Raw genomic sequence first — 26080 nt, forward strand, 5'->3', positions numbered from 1 at the left:
AGGTTCAATATCCAGAACAATCGACGTTGTGGGAGTCGAGCGAGCCCTTCACCCTGTACTGGAACCAGTAGCCGCCAGGCTCCGCGACGGCGGATTCGATTTCAGGCTGGGCCTTGAGCCAGGCCATCGTGGCGGAGAGGTTGGCGCAGGGGTCGCTGAACTCGTCTTCGAGCTTGTCCGCGAACGCCTCCATCTTCTTCCTGGCCGCCTTGGCCTGCCGGCGCTGCTCGCTCACCTCCGCCGCGGTGACAATCTTCACGTCCACGGGATGGCTCAGTTGGACACTGCCGTCGGGGTAACGCATCTCCAACGCCAGTCGCACGGTGCGAGGCTGCTTCGTGTCGAGGACGACCTGGAATCGCTGTTCGGGCGTCTTCTCCTGCACCTTCGCTTCCTGGAGTCGTCGGGAGATTCCACCCTTCGCATCGAGCTCGACCAGGGCGACGTCGGTCGGAATGGGGATGAACCGAGCCGGACGCGCGCCGAGCTCGAGGCTGCCGTCGCCGCCCACGTCGAATTGCGCGAGGGGGCGCGGGTCGTCAATGAACCTGGACTTGCCCGCCAACGCGAGCTGGTTGCGCGGGTCCATCTCCGAAAAGGGTTCCGGCGGCTTGCAGACCACCTTCAGCCTGGCGGTGACGTCCTGTGACACGACGGGAACTCCCTTGCAGTACAGGTCCGCGCGCAGCCGGGCCTCGAGTGGGGAGGGCTTGCCGGCACAGGACTGGCTCACCACGGCCGGCGCCCAGAGCGGAAGCTCGACCGGGAAGCGGGAGCCGCGAGAGTTGGAGTCAGGAGGGAGCGAAAACGTCCGGGGGAGGCCGTACGCATCACCGTTCAGCACCACCTTCTCGAAGGGCTCCTGACACGTCACGTCCAGGAAGCCCTGGACGTAGACCCAGGCCGGAGTGAAGCCGCCGCCCGTCATGCCTTTCAGCGCGCCTCCGACGACATAGGCCGTCGGCGCCTGCTCGAACTCGAGCTCAGGTCTGGGGGGAGGTGGCTGCGCGTTCCTGTCGTTGAGGCGCATGGCGTATTGCATCATCTGGATGTACGTCAGCCTTTTCTCCTGCTCTGGCGGGAGGGGAAGGACAGGGAACTCGTCGGCCGGGCGCGGGTCGGTCCTCGCGAGCGTCACGGACATGAGTCTCTCGTCCACCCGGACCTGGAGCATGAGTGGCTCACTCCACGTGGGCATGAGCGCATCGTGCAGGTCGACCTGGGAGAGCTTCGCGATGGGCCCACGTGCGAAACTCCGTTGTGGCGCATCGATGCGCTCGATGCGCATCCCGCGTTCGAGCCCCACCTTGGCGGCGACACTGCCCCGCTTGACGCGAGTCACCGTCACCTGCTCCCCGTTCGAGCGAACGGAAAAGCCGAGGGGCTCGATGGTGACGGAGATGGGATTGGCCGCGAGGAGCAACGTGCTCACGAGCGCGGACGTCGTGGCTGCCAGGAACATGGAACGCCCTCCTGACAACAGCATTGCAGGAGGGTCGGTCCGGCGTCACGCGGGGCGCCCGTTTTCCGTTCAGCGCCGGAAGCGCGCGACGACCTGCTGCTCGAAGGCGCCGACGTCGTGGTAGTAGCGCTCGACGTCCGCCTGCATCGTCTGCTGGGTATAGGCCTCCGGGCGCGGCTTCTCGATGACGTCGACGATGACCCTCGTGGCGTCCTCGACGCTCTGGGCTCCGGGAAGCACGCGCGAGTCCGGTCCTCCGCCCAATGCATTGCTGCCGAACTCCGTGGCGACGATGCCCGGCATCACCACCGTCACGGTGATGCCCGGGTGCGTCTGCATCAGCTCCAATCGCAGACTGGCACTGAGCCCGTTGAGCGCGTGTTTCGCCGCGGTGTACGCCGAGCGGAACGGGGCGAATGGCAGGCGTGCCAGGCCGCTGGAGACATTCACGATCTGCCCGGCATTGCGCGACTGGAAGTGCGGCAGCACCGCCTGCATGCCATAGAGCGCGCTCTTCACGTTGTCGCGCCACATGGAGTCCATGTCCTCGTCGGTGAGGTCGACCACCGAGCGGGTGATGCCGCGCCCCGCGTTGTTCACCCAGACGTCGATGCGCCCGAAGCGCGCCAGGGCCGCGTCCCTCAGCCGCACCGTGTCCGCCTTCTTCGTGGCGTCCGTGACGACGGCGATGGCCTCGCTGCCCGCGCTGGCCGCGACGGCCTCCAGCTCCGGCTTCCGGCGCGCGGCCAGCACCAGCTTCGCGCCCTTCGCTCCCAACTGCCGCGCCAGCTCCGCTCCGATTCCGGCGCTTGCTCCCGTGATGACGACGACCTTGTCCATGAACGCTCCTGAAGGACCCGTCCGGGTCTGCCCGGCCGCAATGTAGCCGCGCCTGCCTGCTCGCCGGGGAACATCGACGCCGGTGCCCGTGCGCGAGGCGCCTCTGTCCATTCCTCACACCGGGCCCCGGGTGGACTTGTCCGCACGTGGTACCTTCCCCACTCGCTCCATCCGCGGGTCCCACCGAATGTCGTTCCGGTTCTTCTCCTTCGCGCTGCTCATCGGGCTCGGCGCCGTGCTGGGCCACCTGTACCTGTACCGGAGATTGGTGCGGCACCTCGTACATGGCCGCCTGCCGAGGCTCCTGGCCATCTGCGTGCTCGGCGTCATGACGCTCGTGCTGATGGCCCGGCGCACCGTCCTGGATGCGCTCCCGGAGTCCATCGCCGACACCGTCACCGTGGCGACGTACTCCTGGATGGGCGTGGCCTTGTGCCTCGTCATCGTGCTCCTCGTGCTGGACCTCGGCCGGGGGCTCTTCGCGGTGGCCCAGAGGCTCCGGTCCCGGCGGGCCGTGGTGCCGGCTCCGAAGCCGCCACCCTCGCCTGCTCTGGCGGCGACGCCCGCGCCTGCACCGGCATCGACGCCCTCACCTGCTCCTGCGGTCGACGAAGACCGGCGCCGCTTCCTCGCGCGGACGATGGCGGGTGGTGCATTCCTCGCGGGCGGCGGCATGGCCGCGTACGGGAGCTGGAGGGCGTTCTCTCCACCGCTCGTCACCGAGCTCGCGGTGAAGGTTCCGAAGCTGCCCCGCGCGCTGGATGGGCTCACCATCGTCCAGCTCACCGACATCCACGTGGGCCCCTTCATCCGGCGCCGGTACATGGACGCGCTCGTACAGCAGGCCAATGCGCTCAAGCCGGACCTCTTCGCGATCACGGGTGACCTGGTCGACGGCGACGTGCCCACGCTGGGCGAGTCCGTCTCCGCGCTCTCTGGGCTGAAGTCGCGCTACGGCAGCTTCTTCGTCACCGGCAACCACGACTACTACTCGGGCGACGAGGAGTGGACGGAGTTCCTCCAGTCGCTCGGCATCCAGGTGCTGCGCAACCGCCACGTGCGCATTGGTGACGCGGGCGCGTCGCTGGACCTCGTCGGCGTGGATGACTGGGGCGGCGGGCGGCGGAGGAGCCGGCCGGGCTATGACCTTGACCGGGCGCTCGCCGGGAGGGATTCGGAGCGCGCCGCGGTGCTGCTCGCGCACCAGCCGGCGAACTTCACCGTCGCCGCCGAGCGCGGCGTGGACCTCCAGATTTCAGGCCACACGCACGGCGGGCAGCTCGTGCCGATGACGCTCTTCATCGGCCTCGCGTGGGAGCACGCGGCCGGGCTCTACCAGCACGGTGACTCGCACATCTACGTCAGCCGGGGCTGCGGCTTCTGGGGCCCGCCGATGCGCGTCGGCAGTCCGCCCGAAATCGTCAAGCTCGTGCTGACGGCATGAGCGCGCCGCTCAAGACATGCGGACGCGCGGCGTGTAGCGCAAGAACTGCTGCGCATGGCTGCAGCTCCCGCACGAGAGCCGGACCTGGAACTCGCCACCCTGCGAGGGCGTGGCGGGGCTCACCGTCCTCGTGACTTCCTGGGCCGCGTCGTGCCCGCACTTCTCGCAGGTCACCTTGCGCGGGAAGGGCTCCAGCGAGTGGCGGATGACCACCAGACCCTGCTCGCACGCGCCACACCACCACACGTGATAGTCCGCCGTGCCGAGCCGCTCCTCGTGCTGCTGTGCCTCGTCGAGGTGCGCGTCCTCCGCCTCCTCGTCGAGCAGCACGCGCGCATTGCCGCATCGGTTGCATCGGGTCAGGTCCGCGCCCTGATTCAGCGAGCGCAACCACCGCACGCCCATCACCCCGGCCACGACCGCCACCACCGCGAAGAGGAGCGAGAGGCTCATGACACACGCTCCAACGCCATCGGGTGAAGCACCACTCCCGTGAGGCCGTGCAGGGCCACGGTGGGCGCGCCGCTCACGACACGGGCTCCAGGTCCACCTGGTGAAGCACCGCCCCCGTGAGGTCATGCAGGGCCACGGTGAGCGCGCCGCTCTTCCCCTGGATGCGGACGCTGCCGAAGTACTGCTGCCCCTCCCAGGGGGCCGGGTTCTCCCCGGTGACGGGACGGTGCCAGCGGACCTCGGGACCGAAGGTGTCGTCCAGCGGGTTGGGCCCGAAGGTGCCCGCGTGCAGCGGCCCCGCGACGAACTCCCAGAACGGGTCGAAGTCGCGGAAGCGCGCGCGGTCCGGGTGGTAGTGGTGCGCGGCCGGGTAGTGCACGTCCGCCGTGAGGAAGAGCACGTTGCGCACGCGGCGCGCCTTGAGGAAGGACAAGAGCTCGGCCAGCTCCAGCTCGCGGCCCAGCGGCGCTCCCGGGCCATTGGCCCACGCCTCCATGTGCGCGCCGTCCGGATGCTTGCCGTCGGGGATGATGAGGCCCAGCGGCATGCTGGTGGCAATCACCTTCCACGTCGCGGTGGACGCGGCGAGCGCGGCCTTCAGCCCGTCCAACTGCGCGCGGCCCAGGAAGGCCGTCTCCGGGCCGGGGCGCTCCTGGCGGTTGACGGTGTTGGGCCCGCGGAAGGCGCGCACGTCGGGGATGAACACGTCCAGGTGCGGGCCGTACGCGAGCTGCCGATGGATGCGGCCCTCGGCGCGCGCGGTGCCGCCCACTGGTGAGTACTCGAAGAAGGCCTGGCGGGCCCGCGTCGCCAGCACGCCCGCGTCGGACACCTGCGTGTAGCGCGCGTCGTCCGCGAGACTCCGGCCCGGGTACCAGTTGTTGCGAACCTCGTGGTCGTCCCACTGGTAGGCAATGGGCACCTCGCGAGCGAAGGCGCGCAGCTCGTCGTCGAGGAAGTTGTAGGCGAAGTTGCCCCGGAACTCCTCCAGCGTCTCGGCCACCTTCGCCTTCGCGGGCGTCACGCGGTTGCGCCACACGCGCCCGTCCGCGAGCGACACCTCGGGCAGGAGCGGGTTGTCCGCGTAGATGACGTCACCGACGTGCAGGAAGAAGTCGGGACGCAGCGTGCGCATGGCGCCGTAGCCCTTGTAGCCGCCCCACTCCGGGTTGATGCCCCAGCCCTGCCCGCACACGTCGGCGCTCCACGTGAAGTGGATGTCGCGAGGGCTGTCCGGCGCCGTGAGGAAGCGCCCCTGCCAGGCCTCCCCCGAGCGGCCTCCGGCTTCCGCGAGGACGCGCACGTGGACCTCGCGTCCCGCCGGCAGCCCCATGAGGTCCACCACGCCGGTGAAGTCCGTCTCGCCGCTCAGCACCGGCCCCTCCACGCGGTGCACGCCCTTCACGAGCTTCGGGTCCTCGCTCCACTCCACGACGAGCTGGGAGACCCGGTCCGCCTTCCCCCACACCGTGACGGCGCCGGCCCGCACGTCGCCGAGCTGGGCGCCCAGCGGCAGAGAGGGCGCGGGGCGCGGAGAGACGGTGCGGCGCAGCTCGGACGGCGCGGCACAGCCAGCGGCCGTGAGCGCGAGCCCCTTCAACACGATGCGGCGAGGCAGGACGGGCACGAGGTGGGTCTCCAATCTCCAATCGCGGGGGCAGGCAGGCTAGCAGCGCCCGCCGCCTGGGAGCGGCACTCAGCGCCCATACCGGGAGTGCTCCCTTCGTGCGGACGGAGCGGAAACGCGCGCCCGGGGTGGAGCCCGGAGGCCGGGGAGGCAGGCAGCCCCAGCGCGGAAGGCGGCAGTCGAGCGACTTCGGGTATGCTCCCACGCCCATCAGGACCCGTGAGGGCGGGTCCGCGGAAAGCTCTCCATTGGCAGTTCAGGACCGGGCCGGGGCAACGCCCCTGGGCCCCGCTCGAAAGGCATACACGATGAAGCGACTCGGCAAGGTCGGTCTGGTACTCGGAGTTCTCGCCCTGGGTGGCCCCTTCGGCTGTACCGACGAGAAGGCGGAGGCCGCCAAGACGCATCGCATCAAGGGCAGCGACCACATGAGCAAGAAGGAGTGGAAGGAGGCTGCCGCCGAGTACGCCCTTTCCCTCGAGGCCGACCCGAAACAAGAGAAGCTCCTGGAGAAGAAGGCCTACGCGCACATGCAGGTCGGCCAGATGGCCGAGGCCTCCCAGACGGTCCTGAAGATGCTCGAGTTCAAGACCACCCCGGCCGACAAGGCCGAGGTCTACCGGACGCTCGCCTCCATGCACATGACGGGCGGCACCACCGAGGACGCCGAGAAGTACTTCAACGAGGCGCTCAAGCTCGAGCCGAAGGACGAGGCGTCGCTCGGGTGGATCGCGGAGATCTACGCGCAGCGCGGCGGCGCCCGCTCCATGACGGCGCCCGTCGTCAAGGCGGACCTGGAGAAGGCGCTCAGCTATTACGACCAGGTGCTGGCCATCAACGTGAACTCGGCCAACACGTACCTCAACAAGCGCGTCGTCATGGGCCGCCTCGTGGCGTACGAGCAGCAGCAGAAGGACCAGGCGCTGTCCGAGGCCGCGGAGAACTCCAAGGACAAGGCCATCGTCGACGAGGCCAACGCCCGCGCCGCCGAGTCCCAGAAGCGCATCGACGAGTACCAGGCGCAGTTCGCGGAGATGACCAAGAAGTTCAGCGAGGCCACCAAGGCCGCCAAGGCCGCGGGCAACGCGCCGCCGGCCCAGGCCACCAACAAGCCGTAGCTGTCACGCCGCCACTGGCGCGAACGAGGGCCTGACACCGCGAGCCGGTGTCGGGCCCTTCGCTTTTCAGGCCCCCAGGCTCCGGTGAGTGTCCACTCATCGAGTCTCGCGGAATTCTTCCTGCCCCCTGCTCCGTCCTGGCCGTACGCTGCGCGCCTCAACATCCAGAACGGGAGAGTCGTATATGGACATCCGCGCAGCGGTGGCGCTCGAGGCGGGCAAGCCCCTGAGCATCGAGACGGTGCACCTCGAAGGACCGAAGGCCGGTGAGGTGCTCGTCGAGTTGAAGGCCACCGGCATCTGCCACACGGATGATTTCACCCTGTCGGGGAGTGACCCGGAGGGGTTGTTCCCCTGCATCCTCGGCCACGAGGGCGCGGGCATCATCGTGGACGTGGGCCCGGGCGTGACGTCCGTGAAGAAGGGCGACCACGTCATCCCGCTGTACACGCCCGAGTGCCGGCAGTGTAAGTCGTGCCTGTCTCGCAAGACGAACCTGTGTACGGCCATCCGCGCCACGCAGGGCAAGGGGCTGATGCCGGACGGCACCAGCCGCTTCCGCATCGGCAAGACGCCGGTGCACCACTACATGGGCACGTCCACCTTCGCGCAGTACACGGTGCTGCCGGAGATTGCGGTGGCGAAGATTCGCGAGGACGCCCCGTTCGACAAGGTCTGCTACATCGGCTGCGGCGTGACGACGGGCGTGGGCGCGGTCGTCTACACCGCGAAGGTGGAGCCGGGCGCGAAGGTGGTGGTGTTCGGCCTGGGCGGCATCGGCCTCAACGTGGTGCAGGCCGCGCGCATGGTGGGCGCGGACCAGATTGTCGGCGTGGACATCAACCCCGCGCGCAAGGCGATGGCGGAGAAGTTCGGCCTCACGCACTTCGTGAATCCGAAGGAGGTGGAGGGGGATTTGGTGCCGTACCTCGTCAACCTCACCGGCGGCGGCGCGGACTACAGCTTCGAGTGCATCGGCAACGTGAACACCATGCGGCAGGCGCTGGAGTGCTGCCACCGCGGCTGGGGCGAGAGCATCATCATCGGCGTGGCGGGCGCGGGGCAGGAGATTCGCACGCGGCCGTTCCAGCTCGTCACCGGGCGCGTGTGGAAGGGCAGCGCCTTCGGCGGCGCGCGCGGGCGCACGGACGTGCCGAAAATCGTCGACTGGTACATGGAGGGGAAGATCAACGTCGACGACCTGGTGACGCACACGCTGAAGCTGGAGGACATCAACAAGGGCTTCGAGCTCATGCACCGGGGCGAGTCCATCCGGAGCGTGGTGAAGTACTCATGAGCGTGGGCCCCACCCTGCTGTCCGAGCACCGCTGCTTCGACGGCACCGTCGGCTTCTACCGGCACGCGTCCGAGGCGTGCGGGGGCGACATGCGCTTCGGCGTCTTCGTCCCGCCGCAAGCCCGCGAGCGCAAGGTGCCGGTGCTCTACTACCTGGCGGGCCTCACCTGCACGGAGGACACGTTCCTCATCAAGGGCGGCGCGCAGCGCATGGCGGCGCAACTGGGAATCATGCTCGTGGCTCCGGACACCAGCCCTCGCGGCGCGGGCTACCCGGGAGAGGACGCGTCCTGGGACTTCGGCGTGGGTGCGGGCTTCTACCTGGATGCCACGCAGGCGCCGTGGTCCGCGCGCTACCGCATGGGCACGTACGTGACGAAGGAATTGCCGGCGCTCATCGCCGCGCACTTCCCCGCGCGCGCGGACCGCGAGGGCATCTTCGGGCACTCCATGGGCGGGCATGGCGCGCTGGTGTGCGCGCTGCGCAACCCGGGGCGCTATCGCTCCGTGTCCGCCTTCGCGCCCATCGCCGCGCCCATGCGCGTGCCGTGGGGGCAGAAGGCGTTCCGTGGCTACCTCGGTGAGGACACCTCCCAGTGGCGCGAGTACGACGCCACGGAGCTGCTGCGCGCTTCGAAGGCGCGGCTGCCGCCGCTGCTCGTGGACCAGGGCACGTCGGACAAGTTCCTCCAGGAGCAGCTCAAGCCGGAGCTCCTGCGCGAGGCCTGCGAGGCGGTGGGCCAGCCGCTGAACCTCCGCATCCACGAGGGGTACGACCACGGCTACTACTTCGTCTCCACGTTCATGGAGGACCACCTCCGCCACCACGCGGCGGCGCTGAACGCGTAGCGGTGGCGTGGGGCCGCTGGGGAAGCATGCCAGCGGCCCCGTGTCTCATCAGCGCAGGAAGCCCTCCAGGACTCCGGCGACGTTGGTGCCGATGTCCTCCACCGCGTAGCCGCCTTCCTGCACGAAGACGGTGGGCACCTTCAGCTCCGCGAGCCGTTGGCCCATCAGAGGGAAGTGCCGCGCCGCGAGCTTGAAGTGGCTGATGGGGTCGCCCTCGTAGGTGTCGACGCCCAGTGACACGACCAGTGCGTCCGGCGAGAAGCGGCCGACGGCCTCCATCGCAGCGTCCAGCGTGCGGCTGTACGTCTCCCATGTGGTGCCGTGCGGCAGCGGGAAGTTGAAGGTGTAGCCCTCCCCTGCCCCCGCGCCGCGCTCGTCCGCGTACCCGAGGAAGTAGGGGTACTCGGTCTCCGGCGAGCCGTGGATGGAGACGAAGAGCACGTCCGAGCGCTCCCAGAAGATGTCCTGGGTGCCGTTGCCGTGGTGGTAGTCCACGTCCAGCACGGCGACGCGCGCGAAGCCGTGGTCTCGCAGGTACTGCGCGGCGAGGGCGGCGTTGTTGAGGAAGCAGTAACCCCCGTACATGGAATGCCCGGCGTGGTGCCCAGGAGGGCGGCACAGGGCGTAGGCGCTCTTCCCTCCCTCGGAGACCCACGCGGCGGCCGTCAGTGCGCAGCGGGCGGCGGCGAGCGCTGCGTCCCAGGTGCCCTCGACGATGGGCGTGCCCGAGTCGAAGGCGTAGTAGCCCATCTTCCCGTTGATGCCGGAGGGGATGTGGTCCCTGCGCATGCCCCGGGCGGGAAAGGCGCCCGGCAGCATGAAGCCCTCCTTGCCGAGGCCGCGCCACTCCGCGTGGGCGGTGCGCAGGAACTCGACGAAGCCGGCGTCGTGGACGCGCAGCAGTGAGTCCTCGGCGAACGGGCGCGGCTCGGCGACTTCGAAGCCCGCGCGCTGCACCGCCTTCAGGATGTAGTCGGCGCGCACCGGCATCTCGAAGCACGGCACCAGCTCGCCGCGATGCAGCTCCTTGCCTCCATCGTGACGGGCGTGCAGTGGGGAGTGGACGACTTTCACCGAGGACTCCGGGGAGGGAATGGGCGCGGGAACTCTGACAAGCGCGTCGGGTGCCGCACAAGGCCGGGGCCGTGCCCGCATCCGGGAGTGACAGTTCGGTGCTCTGGCGGTGTTTCCTTCTCCGACGCAGGTCATGGCGACGGCCTGGCTCTGGAGACGGAACATGCGGAACGGACGACAGGGACTGTGGGCCGGGCTCACGGTGCTGGCGGCGGTGCTCACCGGCTGTATCGACGGGCCCTATGTGGAGGGCAGCGGGCACGTCATCGAGGAGGAGCGGCAGGTGGCCGACTTCGTGGGCCTGGAGCTCGAGGACGGCCTCGACGTCTCGGTGAGGGTGGAGCCGGGCGAGCAGGCGAAGGTGCGCATCGTGGGGGATGACAACCTGGTGGAGCTGCTGCGGACGGAGAACGTTCCAGGCGAGCGGCTCCGGGTGCATTTCCGCGACGGGGACGTCGGGCACTGGGACTCGGAGCACCCGCTGCGCGCGGAGGTGACGGTGCCTCGGCTGGAGTCCGTGGAGCGCTCGGGCGGCGGGACGGTGGAGGTCGGTGGACGGCTCGACTCCGATTCCTTCGAGGTCACCGCGAGCGGTGGAGGCCGGGTGCGGGTGAACGGTCTCGCCACCCGGCTGCTCACGCTTCAGGTCAGTGGCGGTGCCGATGTCATCCTGGAGGGCTCGTCCACGCGCGTGGAGAGCTCCACCTCGGGTGGAGGCACGCTGCGTGCGCTCGGGTTCTGCGCTCGCGAGGCCACGCTGTCGTGCAGTGGTGGCGGTGAGGTCTCCATGTGCGTCTCGGAGAGCCTCGACGTGAATGCCTCGGGCGGCGGAAGCGTGCACATCCTTGGCCGGCCCACCGTTCGCGAGCGGAACCTGAGCGGCGGTGCTTCACTCACGTTCGAGTGAGGCCACGGGGTGGCCGGCGCGGCTTCACCGACGGCGCCGGCCGCCGCCTCCCCCGAAGAGCACCAGCAGGATGCCACCGGCCAACGCCGCGCCTCCGCCCGTGAGGTACATGGTGGTGCGCTCGGTGTTGCGTCCGGTGAAGACCTCGGTGACACGCTCCGCCATCGAGTCCCTGGCGCGCAGTCCCGTCCACAGCAACACGCCTCCCGCGACGGCGAGCATCACTCCCACGAGCCGGACGAATCCCACGCACTGCCTCCTTGCGAGTCGCGCGGAGCATACCCGCCGAGACCGAGTGCACGCCGCGATAAGCCACGGGCACCCGGTGGGCTGCCTGCCTTTGACGGACGAGCGGGTGATGCGTAGGGTGAGCGATCCGCGTGCGGAGGTGGAGCTGGTCTCCCGAGGGCCCGCACGGAAGGGCGGAGGACTCACGGTGGCCTTCACCGCGCGTGGCTCCGCTTCCTGGTGGAGGGCCATGCGATGGCGGCTGCGTCCCAATCCCCCGTGCTTCCTTCCGCCGAGCGCCTGAACCGGCCCCGGCGAATGGCGGTCGAGGCGCTCGGCTGCGGGCTGCTGGTGGTGGCCCTCGAAGGTGCCCACCACGGCGCCGAGCACCTCGGCGTGAGCGCCACCGACGGTCGGCTGTTCATGTCGCTCGCGGCCGGCGCGGTGCTGGCGTGCCTCACGCTGGTGCTCCAGCCGCTCTCCGGCGCGCACTTCAATCCCGCCCTCACCTTCGCGGATGCGCTCGAGGACGGCACGCCGTGGGGGGACGTGCCCCGGTATGTGCTGGCCCAGCTCGGCGGTGGCCTCGCGGGCCGCCTCGTCGCGCACCTCATGTGCGGCGAGCCGGTGCTCATCTCCACGCACCTGCCCTCGGCCAGCATGGGGCAGTTCCTCACGGAGCTGGTCTCCACCTTCGGCCTGCTGGTGGTGGTCCGGGGCTGTGTGCGGAGCCGACCTTCCGCCACGCCGCTCGCCGTGGCCGGCTATGTGGCCGCCACCGTGTGGTTCACCGACTCGCGCTCGCTGGCCAACCCCGCGCTCATCCTTGCCCGTGCGGTCAGCACCCGCGCCAGCGCCGTGCACCCGATGGACGTGGAGTCCTTCGTCGCGGCGCAGATGCTCGGTGCGGCGCTCGCGGTGTGTCTGTTCCGTTGGTTGCAGGCGCCGACCTCGAAGCCGGCCCGCACGTGGACGCTCATCTTCCAGTGCTCGCAGCCCCAGGTGGCCGAGCTGGCCGTGTCCCTCTTCAACCAGCTCGCATCCCCCGAGCGGGCGCGCGCCGTCGCGGATGAGACGCGGAAGGAACCTGCTCCGGACGGGCTTCCGCCTCTCGTGGTTCGGCTGGTGCTGCCGGGTGAGGCTCCGGCGGTGGACGCTATCAACGGCGTGTCCTGGAGCCTGCCCGTCCGCGCGAGTGCCACGCCTGACGAGGAACGGCAGCTCCGCGCGGCCCTTCGCGAGCCCATGCAGCGGCTGCTTCGCGAGCGCGGCTGGCGGAGGCTGTACCCCGTTGGCGGCGCGGCGCATGAGGTCCCCCGCGAAACCACCTGAACCTCGGCTCTTTCATCCTTCCAACCGGGAAGGCAGGTCATTCAGCTTCGCGGATGAGGTCCGTGCCGCTGGCGGAGAACGCCAGCGGCTCGTGGACGACGTCAGCGTTTCTTGCGCCCCGGTGACTTCTTCTTCGCGGCGGGCCGAGGCTTCGCGCTCTTCACGGCACGGGCCTTCGCCGGCTTCGCGGTCTTCGCTCCCCGCGCCGGCTTCGCCGCCTTCTTTGGAGCCTTTTTCGCCGCCTTCGTGGGGGCCTTGGCAGCGGGCTTCTTCTTCGCGGGCGCGCGCTTCTTCCCCACGGCCTTCTTGCCTGCTGCCTTCCGTTTCGGGCCTCGCGCGGGGGCGGCCTCCACCTCCTCGCGGGCGGAGGGCACCGCCTCGGGCGCGGCGCTCACCTGCTCAGGCTCGGTGGGCACACGCTCCGGAGCCGCGTGCTCGGCGGGCGCGGACGGCGGGGCCTCGGCGGCGGGCCGCACGGAGACACCCGGGCCCGTCTCCTCGGCAGGCGGCGCGAAGGCGGCCTGGCGCTCTCCGGGCGTGACGGCCGGCGTCTCGGACGCTTCGGGTCGCGACTCGGCGGTCTCCCAATCGAAGGCCGGCGTCTCGGGCCGGGGCCGGGGCGCGGGGAAGCGAGGCCCGGGGCCGGGCTGCTGCCGCTGCTCCCTTCCGGGCTTCTTCGTACCGTGCTTGGGGTGGTGGGCCGCGCCTCGTGCCTCCGGCCTGCCCCCCTTGTGCTGCGACGCCAGCGCGCGGAGACGGTCGAAGCCCGGATGCGGCGACCTCGTGGCTTCGTCACCAGCGCCCTGCGCGGGCATCTCCCACGCCTGGAGGCCCGGCTCCTCCCGTGCCTCCTGGCCCACTCCCGCCTCGGGAGCTTGGGATGCCTGCGGCAGCGCCTCGGCCTCCGACGCGGGCAATTCCGGCCGGACGAACATCCTCCGCTTCGGCCCCTTCGTCGGCCCGGTGGAAGCAGCGGGCCGCTGCGGCTCCGCGTCCTTCCACGTGCGCTGGAACCGGGAGCCGGCGCGCGCCGGTGCGGCCTCCTCGCGGCGGCCCTCTCGCACGAAGCGTCCGCGTGGGCCCGCGCGAGCCGGCTCCTCCTGGTGGCCCTGCGCCGCGGCGGCCTCGCGCTCACGGCGGCCCGGACGTCCTGCCCGCTCGCGGCCGTGGCCTCTCGGCGCCTCGGCCTCCCACTCGCGGCGGCGGTGCGGGCCGGCCCTCTCGACGCGGGCCAGCACGGCCTCGCCCTCGAACTGGAGCGCCTCGAAGTCCATCTTCCGCGCCGTCACATTCACGGACTGGAGCCGCACGCGCAGCTTCTGTCCCACGCGCACGCGGCGCCCGTGGGCGTACACCAGCGCGTGCGTCTGCTTGTCCAGCTTCGCGCCCGGACCCAGCGTCTCCGCCTTCACGAGCCCTTCCACGTGCGCCTCGTCCAGTTCGACGAAGAAGCCGAAGTCGGTAATCGCCGCCACCGTCGCGGCGAACTCCTCGCCCACGCGGTCCTTCATCAGCAGGCACGCGTAGAAGGACACCACCTCTCGCTCCACCTGCATGGCCGCGCGCTCGCGCTCCGAGCACTGCACGGCCATGTCCTCGAGCTGGGCCTCCTCTCGCTCCAGCATGGCCTGCGAGGGCTTCCGTCCGTGCCGAGCCCAGTGCGCCTTCAACAGCCGGTGCACCAGCAGGTCCGGATAGCGGCGAATCGGCGAGGTGAAGTGCAGGTAGTGCTCCGCCGCCAGGCCGTAGTGCCCCACGCGCGACGCCGTGTAGATGGCCTGCATCATGGAGCGCAGCAGGAGCTGGTTCAGCGCCCGCTGCTCCGGGTGGCCCGCGAGCTGGCTGATGAATGCGTCCAGCTCCTTCGAGGGCACGCCGTCCTCGAAGCGCAGCTTGAAGCCATACGCCTCCGCCAGCGCGGCGAACGTGGCCAGCTTCTCCGGGTCCGGCTCGCCGTGGAACCGGTACACCGTGGGCAGGCCCTCGTCCTGGAAGAAGCGCGCCACCGCCTCGTTGGCGGCGAGCATGCATTCTTCAATCAGTCGGTGACTGTCCTTCCGCTCGCGCTTCTCCATGCGCAGCGGCAGGCCGTCCTTGCCCAGCATCACCTTGTGCTCGGGCAGGTCGAAGTCGATGGCGCCGCGCTCCTTGCGCATCTTCATCAGCGCGCGCGCCAGCGCCATGAGCTGCTCGAAGTGCGGCTTGAAGGCATTGCGGTGCGGCACGTCCTTGCCGTCGAGGACGTCCTGCACCTCGTTGTACGTGCACCGCGCGGCGCTGCGCATCACCGCCGGGTACAGCTCGTACGAGCGACGCTGGCCGTGGCGGTCGAACGTCATGTCCGCCACCATGCACAGCCGGTCTTCATCCGGCCGCAGCGAGCAGATGCCGTTGCTCAGCCGCTCCGGAAGCATGGGCAGCACGCGGTCCGGCAGGTACACGGACGTGGCGCGCCGCAGCGCCTCCGCGTCCAGCGCACTGCCCCGGCGCACGTAGTGGGACACATCGGCAATGGCCACCACCAGCCGCCACCCGTCCCCGTGCGGCTCGGTGTAGACGGCGTCGTCGAAGTCGCGCGCGTCCTCGCCGTCGATGGTGATGAGCGGCATGGAGCGCAAGTCACGCCGGCCCTCGCCGCGCGCCTCCTCCTCCGTCACCGTCACCGCGTAGCGGTCCGCCTCGTCCATCGCCTCGGGAGGGAACTCGTCGGAGAAGCCCTGCGAGAAGGCGGTGCCCAGCACCTCGGCGCTCGGCTCTCCGGGCTTGCCGAGCGAGCCGGCCACCTCGCCGAAGAGACCACGGCTCGGGTCCAGCAGGTGCGCGCCCACGCCGAGCCGCACCTTCACCAGGTCCCCCTCCTGCGCCATCTGCGTGAAGGGGACGCGGATGGGGCCCGGAAGGCTCGTGTCCGTGGGGTACACCACCGCGTGGCGGCCCTGCTCCACGTAGGTGCCCACCGCCAGCTCGCGGCGGCGGTCCACCACGTGCACCAGCCGGCCCTCGAAGCGCCCGGGGCGGCCACTGACCTCCACCACCACCCGGTCATTGTCGAGCGCCCGCTGCGCCTCGCCCGGCGGCAGGAAGATGTTCTCCCCCTCGCCGGACACCGGGTGCACGAAGCCGTAGCCGTCGCGGTGGACGTGGAGGATGCCCTCCACCGTGTTCAATTCCTCGCCCTCGAAGCCCCGGCGTCCGCGCGGAGCGAAGCGCTCCGCGCCGCCGCCCCGCCGGAAGCCACCGCCCCGGGCGGACTCCTGACCGAAGGAGCCCCGGCGCTCGCGGCCACGCCCGCCGCGCTGCTCGCGGTGGCGCCCGGAGTCCTGGCCCGGCCGCTCCTGGAAGCCCTGGCCCGACGGGTGTTCGCGCCCCTGGGGGCCACGGAACGGGCGCTGCTCGCGCTCACTCCACTCCGGACGCGCGGCCCCGGGGCCCTTGCCGCTCCACGGGCTCGGCGGAAGCTCCTGCTCCCCTCCGTCATGGCGCCGCTCCGGTGCGGGGGCCTCCATGGGGAGGAAGCGCTTGCCTTCCTTGAGGATGGCCCCCTTGCGGACGAGCTCGCGCAGCGCGCGCTTCAGCTCGGTCTGTTGTCCGGGGTGCAGGCCGGCGAGCCGGAGGAGCTCCTTGATGCCCAGCGGGTGGTCGGCGTCTGCGAGGATCTGCTTGAGTTGGTCTGGAGAGAGGCTCACGGGTGGTGTCGCGGCTCGGCCGCTACGGGAACGGGTAAGCCCGGATGGACCGGACGGGAACCCCCCGGCGGCCGGCCGCCTCCCGGAGCCTGCTCCGGGCGACGCCCCTCAGGGCTTGACCGTGACGTTGATCTTGAACGAGCGGTCCACCTGGGCAGGGGTCAGCGCCTTGGCCAGGAAGAACTCGACCTCGAAGGTGCCCGGGTTGCGGGGCGTGAAGAAGAACTCGCGGGTGGCCGGTCCGCCGTTGGGACCGGGCTCGAAGTTGGCCTCGCGCAGGCCCACGCGCTTGGCCACCGTGGGCTCGATGGCCCACGTGTAGCCGGGCTGCTCCGGCAGCCGCACGGTGAGGCCGTGGTTGAGCTTCACGTCCACGGACGTGGGCACCTCGCCCTCGATGTGGACCAGCTCCATCTCGTCGCGGGAGACGGCGCGGGCCTCGGAGGGACGCGGCTCCACCGACTCGGCGGCGATGCGGCCGCCCCAGCCGGACGTCTTGTCCACCACGCCCTGAATCTGGAGCGTGTGGCCCACGTTCTTGCGCAGCGCCTTGGTGGCGGCCTTGCCCTCGAGGATGAAGGACACCTGCTGGCGGGTGCCGCCGTTGGACACCACGAGGACGAACTCCTCGCCCGTCATCTCGAGGTTGCCGCGGATGGACGCGAAGCCCTTGATGCCCGCGCCCATGCCGGCCGCCGTCACCATGGAGACCTCGCCGGGGGACAGGTAGCGCAGGCGCGGCTCCGTCTCCGCGGGGGGCGCCTCCACGACCTCGGCCTCCGGCTTCTTCGCCGAGTACTTGCGCACGTCCACCACGCCGCCGTGGTTGGTCGTCTTGCGGATCAGCCCGCTGACGGAGACCTTGTGGTCCACGTAGGCTGGCAGCACTTCCTGATCCGGCCCCTGCAGGAGGAAGGTCAGCTCGCGCTTGTCGCGCCCCACCACCACGAGGTGCGGCATCTCGTTCACGAGCACGAGGCGGCCCTTGAGGCTGCCCTCGCCCATGACGCCGCGGCCCTCGCCGGCGGTGAGCAGCTGCTCCATCTCACGCTTGGTGAGCGGCTCGCCTGGGGGCGGAAGCTTGGTGGCGCGCGGGCGCGGGCGGTCCGCGGCCGGAGTGGCGGGCACCTGCGCGGCGCCACCCGACTTCGCGGCCGCCTTGCCACCCGCGGCCTTCGCGGCGGGCGCCTTGGCGGGGGCAGCGGCCTTGGCCGTGGCCGGAACAGCCGCCGCCTTCTTCGCGGCGGGCGCCTTGGCGGCAGCGGCCTTCGGAGCCTTCTCCTCTGGGGTTTTCTCCGGTGCGGCCTTCTCTGGTGCGGCCTTCTTCGCCGCGCTCTTGGCTCCCTTGGTCACTTCAGACGCCGCCTTCACCAGTTTCGTCGCAGCCTTCGCCACGCGCTTGGAAGCGTTCTTGATCAGATCCAGCCGGGCGGTGTTGTCCTTCTTCGCAGCGGGCTTTGCGCCAGCCTTGCCAGCGGGAGTCGTCTTCTTGGCCCCGGACTTGGGCTTGGCCATCGACGCAGTCTCCTTGAGAGTTCCCGTGTCCTTTCAACGGGTTGGCGGGCCGACCCAAGGGGGCAGGCAAGCCTCGCGATCACGATTGCTTGTAATGGTGATCAGTGGGGCTGTCAAACTAACACTTGATTTTCTCACGGACTTTGTCCGCGACGCGGGGCCAAGCCAGGGGCTCCAACCATGGCTATAAGCCGGGCATGAACGACGCCGCCACATTGCTGTCCGTCGAGGAGGCTCGCGCCCAGGTCCTGGTCCTGGCCACCCCGCTGCCCGCCGAGTGGGTGCCCCTGGAAAACGCCCTGGGCCGCACCCTGGCCGACGACGTGACGGCGCAGCGCACCCTGCCCCCCTGGGACAACTCGGCCATGGACGGCTACGCGGTGCGCAGCGCGGACCTGGCGGGGCCGCTGCCGGTGCGGCTCGTGGTGGGGGAGACCGTCTACGCCGGGGCCTCGCCGAAGCAGGAGGTGAAGCCCGGCACGTGCGCGCGAATCATGACGGGGGCCCCCCTGCCCCCCGGCGCCGACGCGGTGGTGATGCGCGAGCGCACCCGCCCGGTGCCCGACGGAGGGGCTGATCAGGTGGACATCCTGGAGGCGGTGGGCCCCGGCAGCTTCGTCCGGCCCCGAGGCGAGGATGCCCGGGAGGGCCAGGTGCTGCTGCCCCGGGGGACGCCGCTGGGCATCCCCGAGCTGGGGCTGCTCTGGGCCCAGGGCCAGCTGTCCGCGCCGGTGCCGCGCGCGCCCCGGGTGGCCATCCTCTCCACCGGCGACGAGCTGTGCCGCGCCGACGAGCCCCCCCAGGGCCGAATCGTCGACACCAACGCCCCGTCGCTGGCGCTGGCGGTGCGGCGGGCGGGCGGCGTGCCGGTGTTGCTGGGCATCGCCCGGGACACACGCGACTCGGTGGAGGCGGCCCTGTCCCGGGTGGACGGCTTCGACGTGGTGCTCACCAGCGCGGGCGTGTCCGTGGGCGAGAAGGACTACGTGAAGGAGGTGCTGGCCGCCCTCGGCGTGGAGCAGCACTTCTGGCGCGTGGCCATCAAGCCCGGCAAGCCGCTGGTGGTGGGCCGGCGCGGCGGCACCCTCTTCTTCGGGCTGCCCGGCAACCCGACCTCATCGCTGGTGTCATTCGAGCTGTTCGTCCGCCCCGCCCTGCGCCGGCTGCTGGGACACGCCGACGTGGAGCCCGTGCGGGTGCCGGGGCGCCTGGACGGCCGCCTGTCCAAGCCCCCTGGCCTGGCCCACTTCGTCCGCGTCACGGCCGCTTGGAGGGAGGGCGGCCTCTGGGCGCGTCCCCTGGCCACCCAGACCTCGGGGGTGCTGAGGTCGGCGGCGGCGGCGACGCATCTGCTGCATTTTCCCCAGGAGGCCAAAAGCCTGGCTCATGGGGACCCCGTGGAATTGCTTCCGCTCTCCTGGGGGGCCTGAGTAACGAACGGCGGCCTGCCGCATCTAAAGGCCGACGGTATGGAAAAGCGTTGAGGCTGCCTTGACTTGCGACCGTGGGGGCTCCAAACAGGGGTCCTGCACCCGGAGACGATTCGAAATGTCGGATACTCGCTCACCCCAGGTCCTTCCGACCCGTAAGCCCACGCAGCACCTCGAGCGGTTCTCGGAGGCGGACGTCCCCACGGCGCGCGGCACCCTGAGGACCATTGTCTTCCGCGACAAGCGCAACGGCCGTGAGCACGTGGCCCTCGTCGTGGGGGAGGTGAAGGGCATGGAGGGGGTGCCGGTGCGGATCCACTCCGAGTGCCTGACGAGCGAGGTCTTCGGCAGCCTCAAGTGCGACTGCCGGCAGCAGCTGGACCGGGCGCTGGACTTCATCACCCAGGGAGGCCTGGGGGTCGTTCTGTACCTCCGCCAGGAAGGCCGGGGGATTGGCCTGGGGAACAAGATCAAGGCGTACGCCCTGCAGGCCAAGGGCCTGGACACCTACGAGGCCAACAGGCAGCTGGGCTTCGCGGATGATCTACGCACCTACGACATCGCGGCGGAGATGCTCCGGAACCTGGACGTCCGCTCGGTGGACCTCATCACCAACAACCCGTTGAAGATTGCGGGCATGGTCGAGGAGGGAGTCCCCGTCCGGCGCCGAATCCCTTCCCGGACCGAGCACAATCCGCATAACGTCGACTATTTGAGGACGAAGCGCGAGCGTACGGGGCACCTGATTGAGCTCTTCGCCGAGGACGACGACACGGAAGCCCAAGCCGGCTGAGAAGCCGCCCGCGCGACGGCGCAACGCCGTTGCGCGCAAGCCATCCCGCGTACCCATGGAAGTTCGCTTCTGGGGCGTGCGCGGATCCATCCCCTCGCCCGGCCCGCAGACGAAGCGCTATGGCGGCAACACGCCGTGCGTGGAGATCCGCTGCGGGGACGAGCTGCTCATCTTCGACCTGGGCTCGGGAGCGCGGGCCCTGGGGGACTCGCTGCTGGCGGAGAGGAAGCCGGTGCGGGGCTCCATCTTCATCTCGCACTACCACTACGACCACCTGCAGGGGCTGCCCTTCTTCGGCCCCATCTTCGTGCCGACGAGCACCTTCACCGTGTACGGCTCGCCCCGCAACGGGCAGACGGTGAAGCAGATTCTGGGCGGGCAGATGGTGCAGCCCTACTTCCCGGTGACGGCGGAAGGCACGTTCCGGGCGCAGCTCACCTACAGGGACTTGTCACCGACGGAGACCCTGGAGATCGGCCCGGCGAAGGTGAGCATGCTGGAGCTGAACCACCCGGGCGGCAACCTGGGCTACCGGGTGGACTGCGAGGGCCGCTCGGTGGTGTACGCCACGGACGTGGAGCACGGCAGCACGACGCTGGACCCGGCCCTGTTCGAGTTCGCTCGCGGGGCGGACCTGCTCATCTACGACTCGATGTACACGGATGACGAGTACCTCGGCCGCAACGGGCCGGCCCGCACGGGCTGGGGGCACTCCACGTGGCAGGCCGCGGTGCGCGCGGCGGACGCGTCCCAGGTGAAGACGCTGGTGCTCTTCCACCATGACCCGGGGCGCGACGACGCGGCCATGGACAAGCTGCTGCGTCAGGTGCGCAAGCACCGCCCCGAGGCGATTGCCGCCAAGGAGTCGATGGTCCTCACGCTGAAGTAGCGACCGCGCGCTTCACCGTCTCGCGCAGGCCCTCGAAGTGCAGCCGCTCCATGGCCGTGGGGACGTCCACCCATTCGCAGGCGTCGTGCTCGGGGCCCAGGCGCACCCGGGCATCCGGAGCGCAGTGCACGGCGAAGCCGTTCTCCTCCACCAGCTTCGGCGGGAGGATTTCGCCGAGCGCGAAGGCGTGGCGGTAGTGCAGGTCCACCGGCGTCAGGCGCAACCCCGTCTCTTCTTCCAGCTCGCGGGCGGCGGCCTGCGCGGGCGTCTCACCGGGCTCCAGGCGGCCGGTGAGCACCTGCCAGAAGCCGCCGCGCTCCGGCTTGCGACGCACGAGCAGCACCTGCGCCTCCGCGCCCCGGCCTCGCACCACGGCGATGCTGACCGTCCTCATGGGCGGTGATGCGTCGACGCGCTCGCTGTCGAAGACAGTGCAGAAGCTGTCGGCGATGGCGTCCTCGACTTCCGCCATGGGGATGGGCTGCCGCAGCTCACGCTGCATGGAGGTGACGCCGGCCTCGCGGATGCCGCAGGGGACGATGAGCTGGAAGTGCTCCAGGCGCGTATTCACATTGAGCGCGAAGCCGTGCGTGGTGAGCCAGCGCGACAGGTGCACGCCGATGGCGGCGACCTTCCTCGCGTCGGGTGAGCCCTCCTCGCCAATCCAGACGCCGGGCCACTTGGGGATGGGGCCCGCGGTGATGCCCCACTTCGCGAGCACCTGCATGACGGAGCGCTCCACGTCGCGCACGTAGCGGCGCACGTCGTGGCGCTCGGGCGGGAGGAGGAAGATGGGGTAGCCCACGAGCTGTCCGGGCCCGTGGTACGTGACGTCGCCTCCACGGTTGGTCTCGAAGACCGTCACGCCCTCGGCGGCGAGGCGCTCGTCGCTGGCGACGATGTTCTCCCGCTTCGCGGCGCGGCCCAGGGTGAGGACGGGCGGGTGCTCCAGGAGGAGCAGCACATCGCCGGAGAGACCCTGGCGGCGTGACTCGGCGAAGAGGCGCATCAGGTTCAGGCCGTCGCCGTACTCCACGAGGCCGAGCCGGTAGACGGTGATGCGGTTCATGCTCATGCGCCCCCCTTCCGACGGCCCTTGCGCGGAGCGGCTGACCTCACCGTGTTGTCCAGGCTCCATGCGCCAGCGGGCACCCGGTTGAGGAGCGCATGCAGTTCGTGGCCGGAGCGCGGCGAGCGGGCGGCCTCCTCGGCGAAGGCGTGGAGCACGTCGTCCGAGAGGGAGACCGCCGGCTCACGCAGGGCCAGGCGCTTCCGGGCAATCTCGATGAGCTCGGCCTGCGTGGGCGCGTGCAGGGGGAGCAGGACGTGTACGTGCTCCAGGAGGCTGACGGGCACGGTGCCTCGCACGGCGTTCGAGAGCGCTGAGGTGGTGGGCACGGGCAGCGTGCCCAAGTCATTGCGCAGCACGGGGCCGCGCGCATCCGGACAGAGCCCCCGAGCGCTCAGGACCACCGTGTGACGCGGATGACGGGAGAGGAACGCGGCGAGGCTCGCATGGGCCTCGGGGGCCATGCGGTCCACGTCCTCGATGAGGAGGGGCTGCGGCGTGGAGGACTGCTCCAGCGCGGAGAGGGAGGCGAGCACTCCCCGTCCCTGCCGATGGAGCTGCTGGAACCAGACGGACTTGCCGCTGCCTTCGGGGCCGACCGCGAGCAGGCACCGCGCGCCGGTCTGCAGGGAGCGCTCCAACAGGGCCTGGGCCTCGGCCTGGCCCACCATTTCCATGAAGGCGCCGGGCGGCTCCACGGGACGCTGGCGCGCGGGAGCCTGGGAGGTGGCGACATCTCCGAGCAGGGCCACGGATTCCGACAGACAGCCCGCGCAGATGAACGAGCCCGTGGGGCCCGCGACCAGGTCGCCGACCTCGGATTTGGGGCGGCAGCAGAAGGAGCACCACGCATCCAGCGCCGCGTCCGCTCGCGTGGGGCCGCGTTCGATGAGCCGCTTCTCGCGCCTGCGCCGGATGGGCGCATCGGGGCTCGCGTCTTCGGCCGGTGGTGACGAGTGAGGCTCCGGAGATGTCTCACTCTGAACAAAACCCGGACGAGGCCCGCTGAGCTCCGTCTCCGGGACCCCACCCGCGCGCGCCACCGTCTCCGCATCCACGGTCGCGGCCACACGCGCGAGCTGGGCTTCCAGCCGCTGCATGTCCTCCGCCACCTCGGTATCGATGACCCACGCCTTGCCGTCCTTCGGCGCGTCCTCGTTGTCATCGCCCGTGCGTACAGTGGCCTCGCGCAGCGCGTCCTCGATGAGCCGCTGCCTGCGGGCCAGCTCCGGCAAGGGCTCCTCGTCGAGAGAGCGATCCAACTCCAGCGCGAGCCGCGAGTCCTCGTCGTCACCGGAACGCGGGCGCGCGAGCAGGGTCTCCGGATTCCACTCCAGCCGGCTCACCGCTTCCGCGATGTCCACCCGGCTACCGTCCAGCTTGCGCGCATGTCGCAAGAGCTGCAGCGCACGCGGTGCATTGCCGGCCTTCTGGTACAGCTCCGCCGCCCGCGTGAGGCAGTCCACGGCGCGCTTCAAGTCCCCTTGCAGCTCGGCGGACTGCGCGGCACGGATGAGGTCGCGAGGATTCTCGGACATACGCATGGAGACTAACCGCCTCCGGCGACCGTCGCGCGGCCTCCCGGCATGGCGAGGAACTCCGAGCGCTGCCCGGCCAGGAGCCAGGGCGGCCGGCCATGCACGCCCCTTCGAACATCGACGCCAGTGGCAGCACCACCGGCGCCTCGGACGACAGCGCGCCCGCTCCATCCACTTGCGCGGAGAGCGGGCTGCCCTGTCCCTCAACTCACGACATGGCCAGGAACAGCAGGTCCGGCTTCTCCAGGTACTTGATGACCTCGTACACGAAGTCCGCCGCCACCGAGCCGTCGATGACGCGGTGGTCGCACGACAGCGACAGGTTCATCATGTCGCGCACCACCACCTGGCCGTCCTTCACCGCCGGGCGCTGCTTCAGCTTGTGCACGCCCATGATGCCCACCTCGGGGTGGTTGATGATGGGCGTGGCGAACAGGCCACCGCTCTGGCCCAGCGACGTAATCGTGAAGGTGCCGCCGGTCAGCTCCTCCATCTTCAGCTTCCGCTCGCGCGCGGCGACGCCCAGGCGGGCCGTCTCCTGCGCCAGCTCGGCCAGCGTCAGGCGGTCCGCGTCCTTCACCACCGCCACGGTGAGGCCGTCCGGCGTCGCCACCGCCATGCCGATGTTGTACTCGCCGCGCACCACCAGCTCCTGCGTGGCCTCGTCGAAGTTCGCGTTGAGGTGCGGGAACTTCTTCAGCGCCGCGATGGTCGCCTTGATGATGAACGGCAGGTAGTTGAGCTTGATGTTCTCACCCGCCGACGCGAGCTGCTTGTTCAGCCGCGCGCGCAGGGCGACGAGCTCCGTGGCGTCCACCTCCTCCACGAAGGCGAAGTGCGGCATCGTGAACTTCGAGCGCACCATCTTCTCGGCGATCTTCTTGCGCAGCCCCCGCAGCGGAACGCGCTCGTCCGCGCGGCCAGCGGACACCGGCGGAGCGGCGGGACGCGCCTGCTGCGCGGCAGGCGCCACCACGTTCTTCTGAGCGCCACCCTCCAGCGCGGCCTTCACATCCGCCTTCGTCACGCGGCCCTGCGGACCCGAGCCGGGGATGGTCGCCAGATCCAGCCCGTGCTCGCGCGCCATGCGCCGGGTGACGGGCGTGGCCAGCACCTTGGTGGCCGGAGCCGGAGCCGCCGCGCCATTGCCAGCGGCCGCCGCCGCGATGGCCGCCGCGGTCGCGGGAGCCGCCGCCGGAGCCGCCGCCGCGCCGTGCGCACCGTGGCCCGCGGCCTCGGCCGGCGCCGCGCCCTCGATCTCCAGGGTGACGAGGAGCTGGTGCACCTTCGCCATGTCCCCTTCCTTGCCGTGCGTCTTCACGACACGGCCCGCCTTGGGGCTGGGGACCGTGACGGTGGCCTTGTCCGTCATGACCTCGGCGAGCACCTGGTCTTCCTTGACGGCGTCGCCTTCCTTCACGTGCCACTTCACCAGCTCGCCTTCCATCACGCCTTCACCGAGGTCGGGGAGCTTGAATTCGAAGATCGCCATGGGGTCGTCTTTCAGAGAGGAACAGGGGGTGCGTCAAGCCACGAATCGAAAGGTCTCGCCCATGGTGGCCATGCCCGGGTCAGCCGAGACGCTCGAGGCGCTCGCGCTCCATGAGCCCCTTCATGAAGAACTCGGCCGCGCGGTAGCTGCTGCGCACCAGCGGGCCCGAGGCCACGTAGAGGAAGCCGTACGACTCGGCCAGCGACTTGTACGCCTCGAACTGCGCGGGCGTGATGAAGCGCTCCACGCGCAGGTGGTACTGGGACGGCTGGAGGTACTGGCCCAGCGTCAGCACGTCCACGCCCACGCCGCGCAAGTCCTTGAAGGTCTGCTCCAGCTCCGCGTCCGTCTCGCCCAGGCCCACCATGATGGACGTCTTGGTGTAGAGGCCCTCGGGACGGTTCTTCAGGTACTCCAACACCTTCAACGACTGGCGGTAGGTGGCGCGGCGGTCGCGCACCGTGGGCGTGAGGCGCTCCACCGTCTCCACGTTGTGGGCGACGACGTGCGGCTTCGCCTCGGCCACCGTGGTCAGGTCCTTCTCCACGCCCTTGAAGTCGGGGATGAGCACCTCGACGATGGTCTTCGGGCTCTCCTTGCGCAGCTCGCGGATGGCGGACGCGAAGTGGCTGGCGCCGCCGTCCGGCCTGTCATCGCGATTCACGGACGTGACGACGATGTACTCGAGGTCCATCTCCTTCACCGCCTGGGCCAGATGGATGGGCTCCATCGGGTCCAGCGGTGGGGGCGCGCCCACCTTCACGTGGCAGAAGCGGCAGGCGCGCGTGCAGACCTCGCCCATCAGCATGACGGTGGCGGTGCCTCCGCCCCAGCACTCGGCGATGTTCGGGCAGCGGGCCTCCTCGCACACGGTGGCCAGCTTCGTCCGCTTCACAATCGCTTTGACCCGTTCGTAGCCCTCGCCGTGCGGCAAACGGACCTTGAGCCACTCCGGCTTGCGGGTGGTCTCAGTCACCTGGGGAAGAGGGAACCGGTCGGGAGTCGCCATGAGTCGCGCGCCTTCTATGGGTTGGACGA

General features: G+C 70.3%; 21 protein-coding genes. 9 read left to right on the forward strand and 12 right to left on the reverse strand.

All coding sequences use genetic code 11. From position 1 onward, the window contains the following. Positions 1-4: 4 nt before the first annotated feature. Together ACVTJA_RS31085 and ACVTJA_RS31090 are read right to left on the reverse strand one after the other, a co-directional pair. Entirely contained in the window at positions 5-1462 is a 1458-nt protein-coding gene (locus ACVTJA_RS31085) for a hypothetical protein (protein ID WP_465825136.1), read from the reverse strand. 69 nt (positions 1463-1531) lie between these two features. After that, positions 1532-2302 carry an SDR family oxidoreductase gene (locus tag ACVTJA_RS31090; RefSeq protein ID WP_465825137.1) on the reverse strand — a complete coding sequence of 257 codons (771 nt, stop codon included), beginning with the start codon at positions 2300-2302 and terminating at the stop codon, positions 1532-1534. 187 nt (positions 2303-2489) lie between these two features. Here ACVTJA_RS31090 and ACVTJA_RS31095 point away from each other — a divergent pair, with 187 nt between their 5' ends. Beyond that, positions 2490-3746, forward strand: coding sequence for a metallophosphoesterase (locus tag ACVTJA_RS31095; RefSeq protein ID WP_465825138.1), 1257 nt, complete (start codon positions 2490-2492; stop codon positions 3744-3746). A 9-nt stretch (positions 3747-3755) separates the two neighbouring features. Here ACVTJA_RS31095 and ACVTJA_RS31100 read toward each other — a convergent pair whose 3' ends face one another. Both ACVTJA_RS31100 and ACVTJA_RS31105 read right to left on the reverse strand, forming a co-directional pair. Continuing rightward, positions 3756-4199, reverse strand: coding sequence for a hypothetical protein (locus tag ACVTJA_RS31100; RefSeq protein WP_465825139.1), 444 nt, complete (start codon positions 4197-4199; stop codon positions 3756-3758). Positions 4200-4272: 73 nt separating this feature from the next. After that, positions 4273-5826, reverse strand: coding sequence for an alkaline phosphatase D family protein (locus tag ACVTJA_RS31105; RefSeq protein WP_465825140.1), 1554 nt, complete (start codon positions 5824-5826; stop codon positions 4273-4275). A 308-nt stretch (positions 5827-6134) separates the two neighbouring features. Here ACVTJA_RS31105 and ACVTJA_RS31110 point away from each other — a divergent pair, with 308 nt between their 5' ends. The 3 genes from ACVTJA_RS31110 to fghA all read left to right on the forward strand — a co-directional run bounded on the left by ACVTJA_RS31110 (position 6135) and on the right by fghA (position 9089). After that, positions 6135-6944 carry a tetratricopeptide repeat protein gene (locus ACVTJA_RS31110; protein ID WP_465825141.1) on the forward strand — a complete coding sequence of 270 codons (810 nt, stop codon included), beginning with the start codon at positions 6135-6137 and terminating at the stop codon, positions 6942-6944. Positions 6945-7128: 184 nt separating this feature from the next. Further along, entirely contained in the window at positions 7129-8241 is a 1113-nt protein-coding gene (locus ACVTJA_RS31115; RefSeq protein WP_465825142.1) for an S-(hydroxymethyl)glutathione dehydrogenase/class III alcohol dehydrogenase, read from the forward strand. Continuing rightward, the gene (gene fghA, locus ACVTJA_RS31120; protein WP_465825143.1) at positions 8238-9089 is read left to right on the forward strand and encodes an S-formylglutathione hydrolase; all 852 of its coding nucleotides are present in this window, start codon (positions 8238-8240) and stop codon (positions 9087-9089) included. Before ACVTJA_RS31115 ends, fghA begins: the two co-directional genes overlap by 4 nt. A gap of 48 nt (positions 9090-9137) precedes the next feature. Here fghA and ACVTJA_RS31125 read toward each other — a convergent pair whose 3' ends face one another. Then, positions 9138-10163, reverse strand: a complete 1026-nt coding sequence (locus ACVTJA_RS31125; protein ID WP_465825144.1) for a histone deacetylase family protein — start codon at positions 10161-10163, stop codon at positions 9138-9140. 163 nt (positions 10164-10326) lie between these two features. Between ACVTJA_RS31125 and ACVTJA_RS31130 the strand changes: the two genes are divergently transcribed. After that, positions 10327-11070 (forward strand): head GIN domain-containing protein, encoded by a 744-nt coding sequence (locus tag ACVTJA_RS31130; protein WP_465825145.1) that lies wholly within the window; start codon positions 10327-10329, stop codon positions 11068-11070. Positions 11071-11094: 24 nt separating this feature from the next. Here the strand turns inward: ACVTJA_RS31130 and ACVTJA_RS31135 are convergent, their stop codons facing one another. Beyond that, positions 11095-11319: a DUF3185 family protein gene (locus tag ACVTJA_RS31135; RefSeq protein ID WP_465825146.1), complete on the reverse strand. Its 225-nt coding sequence runs from the start codon at positions 11317-11319 to the stop codon at positions 11095-11097. A gap of 234 nt (positions 11320-11553) precedes the next feature. On the opposite strand from ACVTJA_RS31135, the gene ACVTJA_RS31140 reads away from it, so the two are divergent. Next, positions 11554-12630, forward strand: a complete 1077-nt coding sequence (locus tag ACVTJA_RS31140; protein ID WP_465825147.1) for an aquaporin — start codon at positions 11554-11556, stop codon at positions 12628-12630. A gap of 101 nt (positions 12631-12731) precedes the next feature. On the opposite strand, the gene rnr is transcribed toward ACVTJA_RS31140, so the two are convergent. Both rnr and ACVTJA_RS31150 read right to left on the reverse strand, forming a co-directional pair. Continuing rightward, the gene (gene rnr / locus ACVTJA_RS31145; RefSeq protein WP_465825148.1) at positions 12732-16316 is read right to left on the reverse strand and encodes a ribonuclease R; all 3585 of its coding nucleotides are present in this window, start codon (positions 16314-16316) and stop codon (positions 12732-12734) included. Between the two features lie 108 nt (positions 16317-16424). Beyond that, on the reverse strand, positions 16425-17831 hold the full coding sequence (locus ACVTJA_RS31150) for a protease inhibitor I42 family protein (protein ID WP_465825149.1): 1407 nt from the start codon (positions 17829-17831) through the stop codon (positions 16425-16427). A gap of 197 nt (positions 17832-18028) precedes the next feature. Between ACVTJA_RS31150 and ACVTJA_RS31155 the strand changes: the two genes are divergently transcribed. From ACVTJA_RS31155 to ACVTJA_RS31165, 3 genes are all read left to right on the forward strand, one after another. Beyond that, a complete protein-coding gene (locus ACVTJA_RS31155; protein ID WP_465825150.1) occupies positions 18029-19261 on the forward strand; it encodes a molybdopterin molybdotransferase MoeA in 1233 nt (410 codons plus the stop codon). 118 nt (positions 19262-19379) lie between these two features. After that, a complete protein-coding gene (gene ribA / locus ACVTJA_RS31160) occupies positions 19380-20054 on the forward strand; it encodes a GTP cyclohydrolase II (protein ID WP_465825151.1) in 675 nt (224 codons plus the stop codon). Between the two features lie 55 nt (positions 20055-20109). Further along, complete coding sequence (locus tag ACVTJA_RS31165; RefSeq protein ID WP_465825152.1) at positions 20110-20943, forward strand: MBL fold metallo-hydrolase; 834 nt, start codon at positions 20110-20112, stop codon at positions 20941-20943. Here ACVTJA_RS31165 and lipB read toward each other — a convergent pair. The 4 genes from lipB to lipA all read right to left on the reverse strand — a co-directional run bounded on the left by lipB (position 20930) and on the right by lipA (position 26051). Beyond that, positions 20930-22012: a lipoyl(octanoyl) transferase LipB gene (lipB, locus tag ACVTJA_RS31170; RefSeq protein WP_465840556.1), complete on the reverse strand. Its 1083-nt coding sequence runs from the start codon at positions 22010-22012 to the stop codon at positions 20930-20932. The genes ACVTJA_RS31165 and lipB overlap by 14 nt on opposite strands. Before the next feature lie 2 nt (positions 22013-22014). Next, entirely contained in the window at positions 22015-23556 is a 1542-nt protein-coding gene (locus ACVTJA_RS31175; RefSeq protein WP_465825153.1) for a ClpX C4-type zinc finger protein, read from the reverse strand. Between the two features lie 202 nt (positions 23557-23758). Beyond that, a complete protein-coding gene (locus tag ACVTJA_RS31180) occupies positions 23759-25042 on the reverse strand; it encodes a dihydrolipoamide acetyltransferase family protein (protein ID WP_465825154.1) in 1284 nt (427 codons plus the stop codon). Positions 25043-25121: 79 nt separating this feature from the next. Continuing rightward, complete coding sequence (gene lipA / locus ACVTJA_RS31185; RefSeq protein ID WP_465825155.1) at positions 25122-26051, reverse strand: lipoyl synthase; 930 nt, start codon at positions 26049-26051, stop codon at positions 25122-25124. Positions 26052-26080 lie beyond the last annotated feature (29 nt).

The organism is Pyxidicoccus sp. M6, assembly GCF_055568925.1.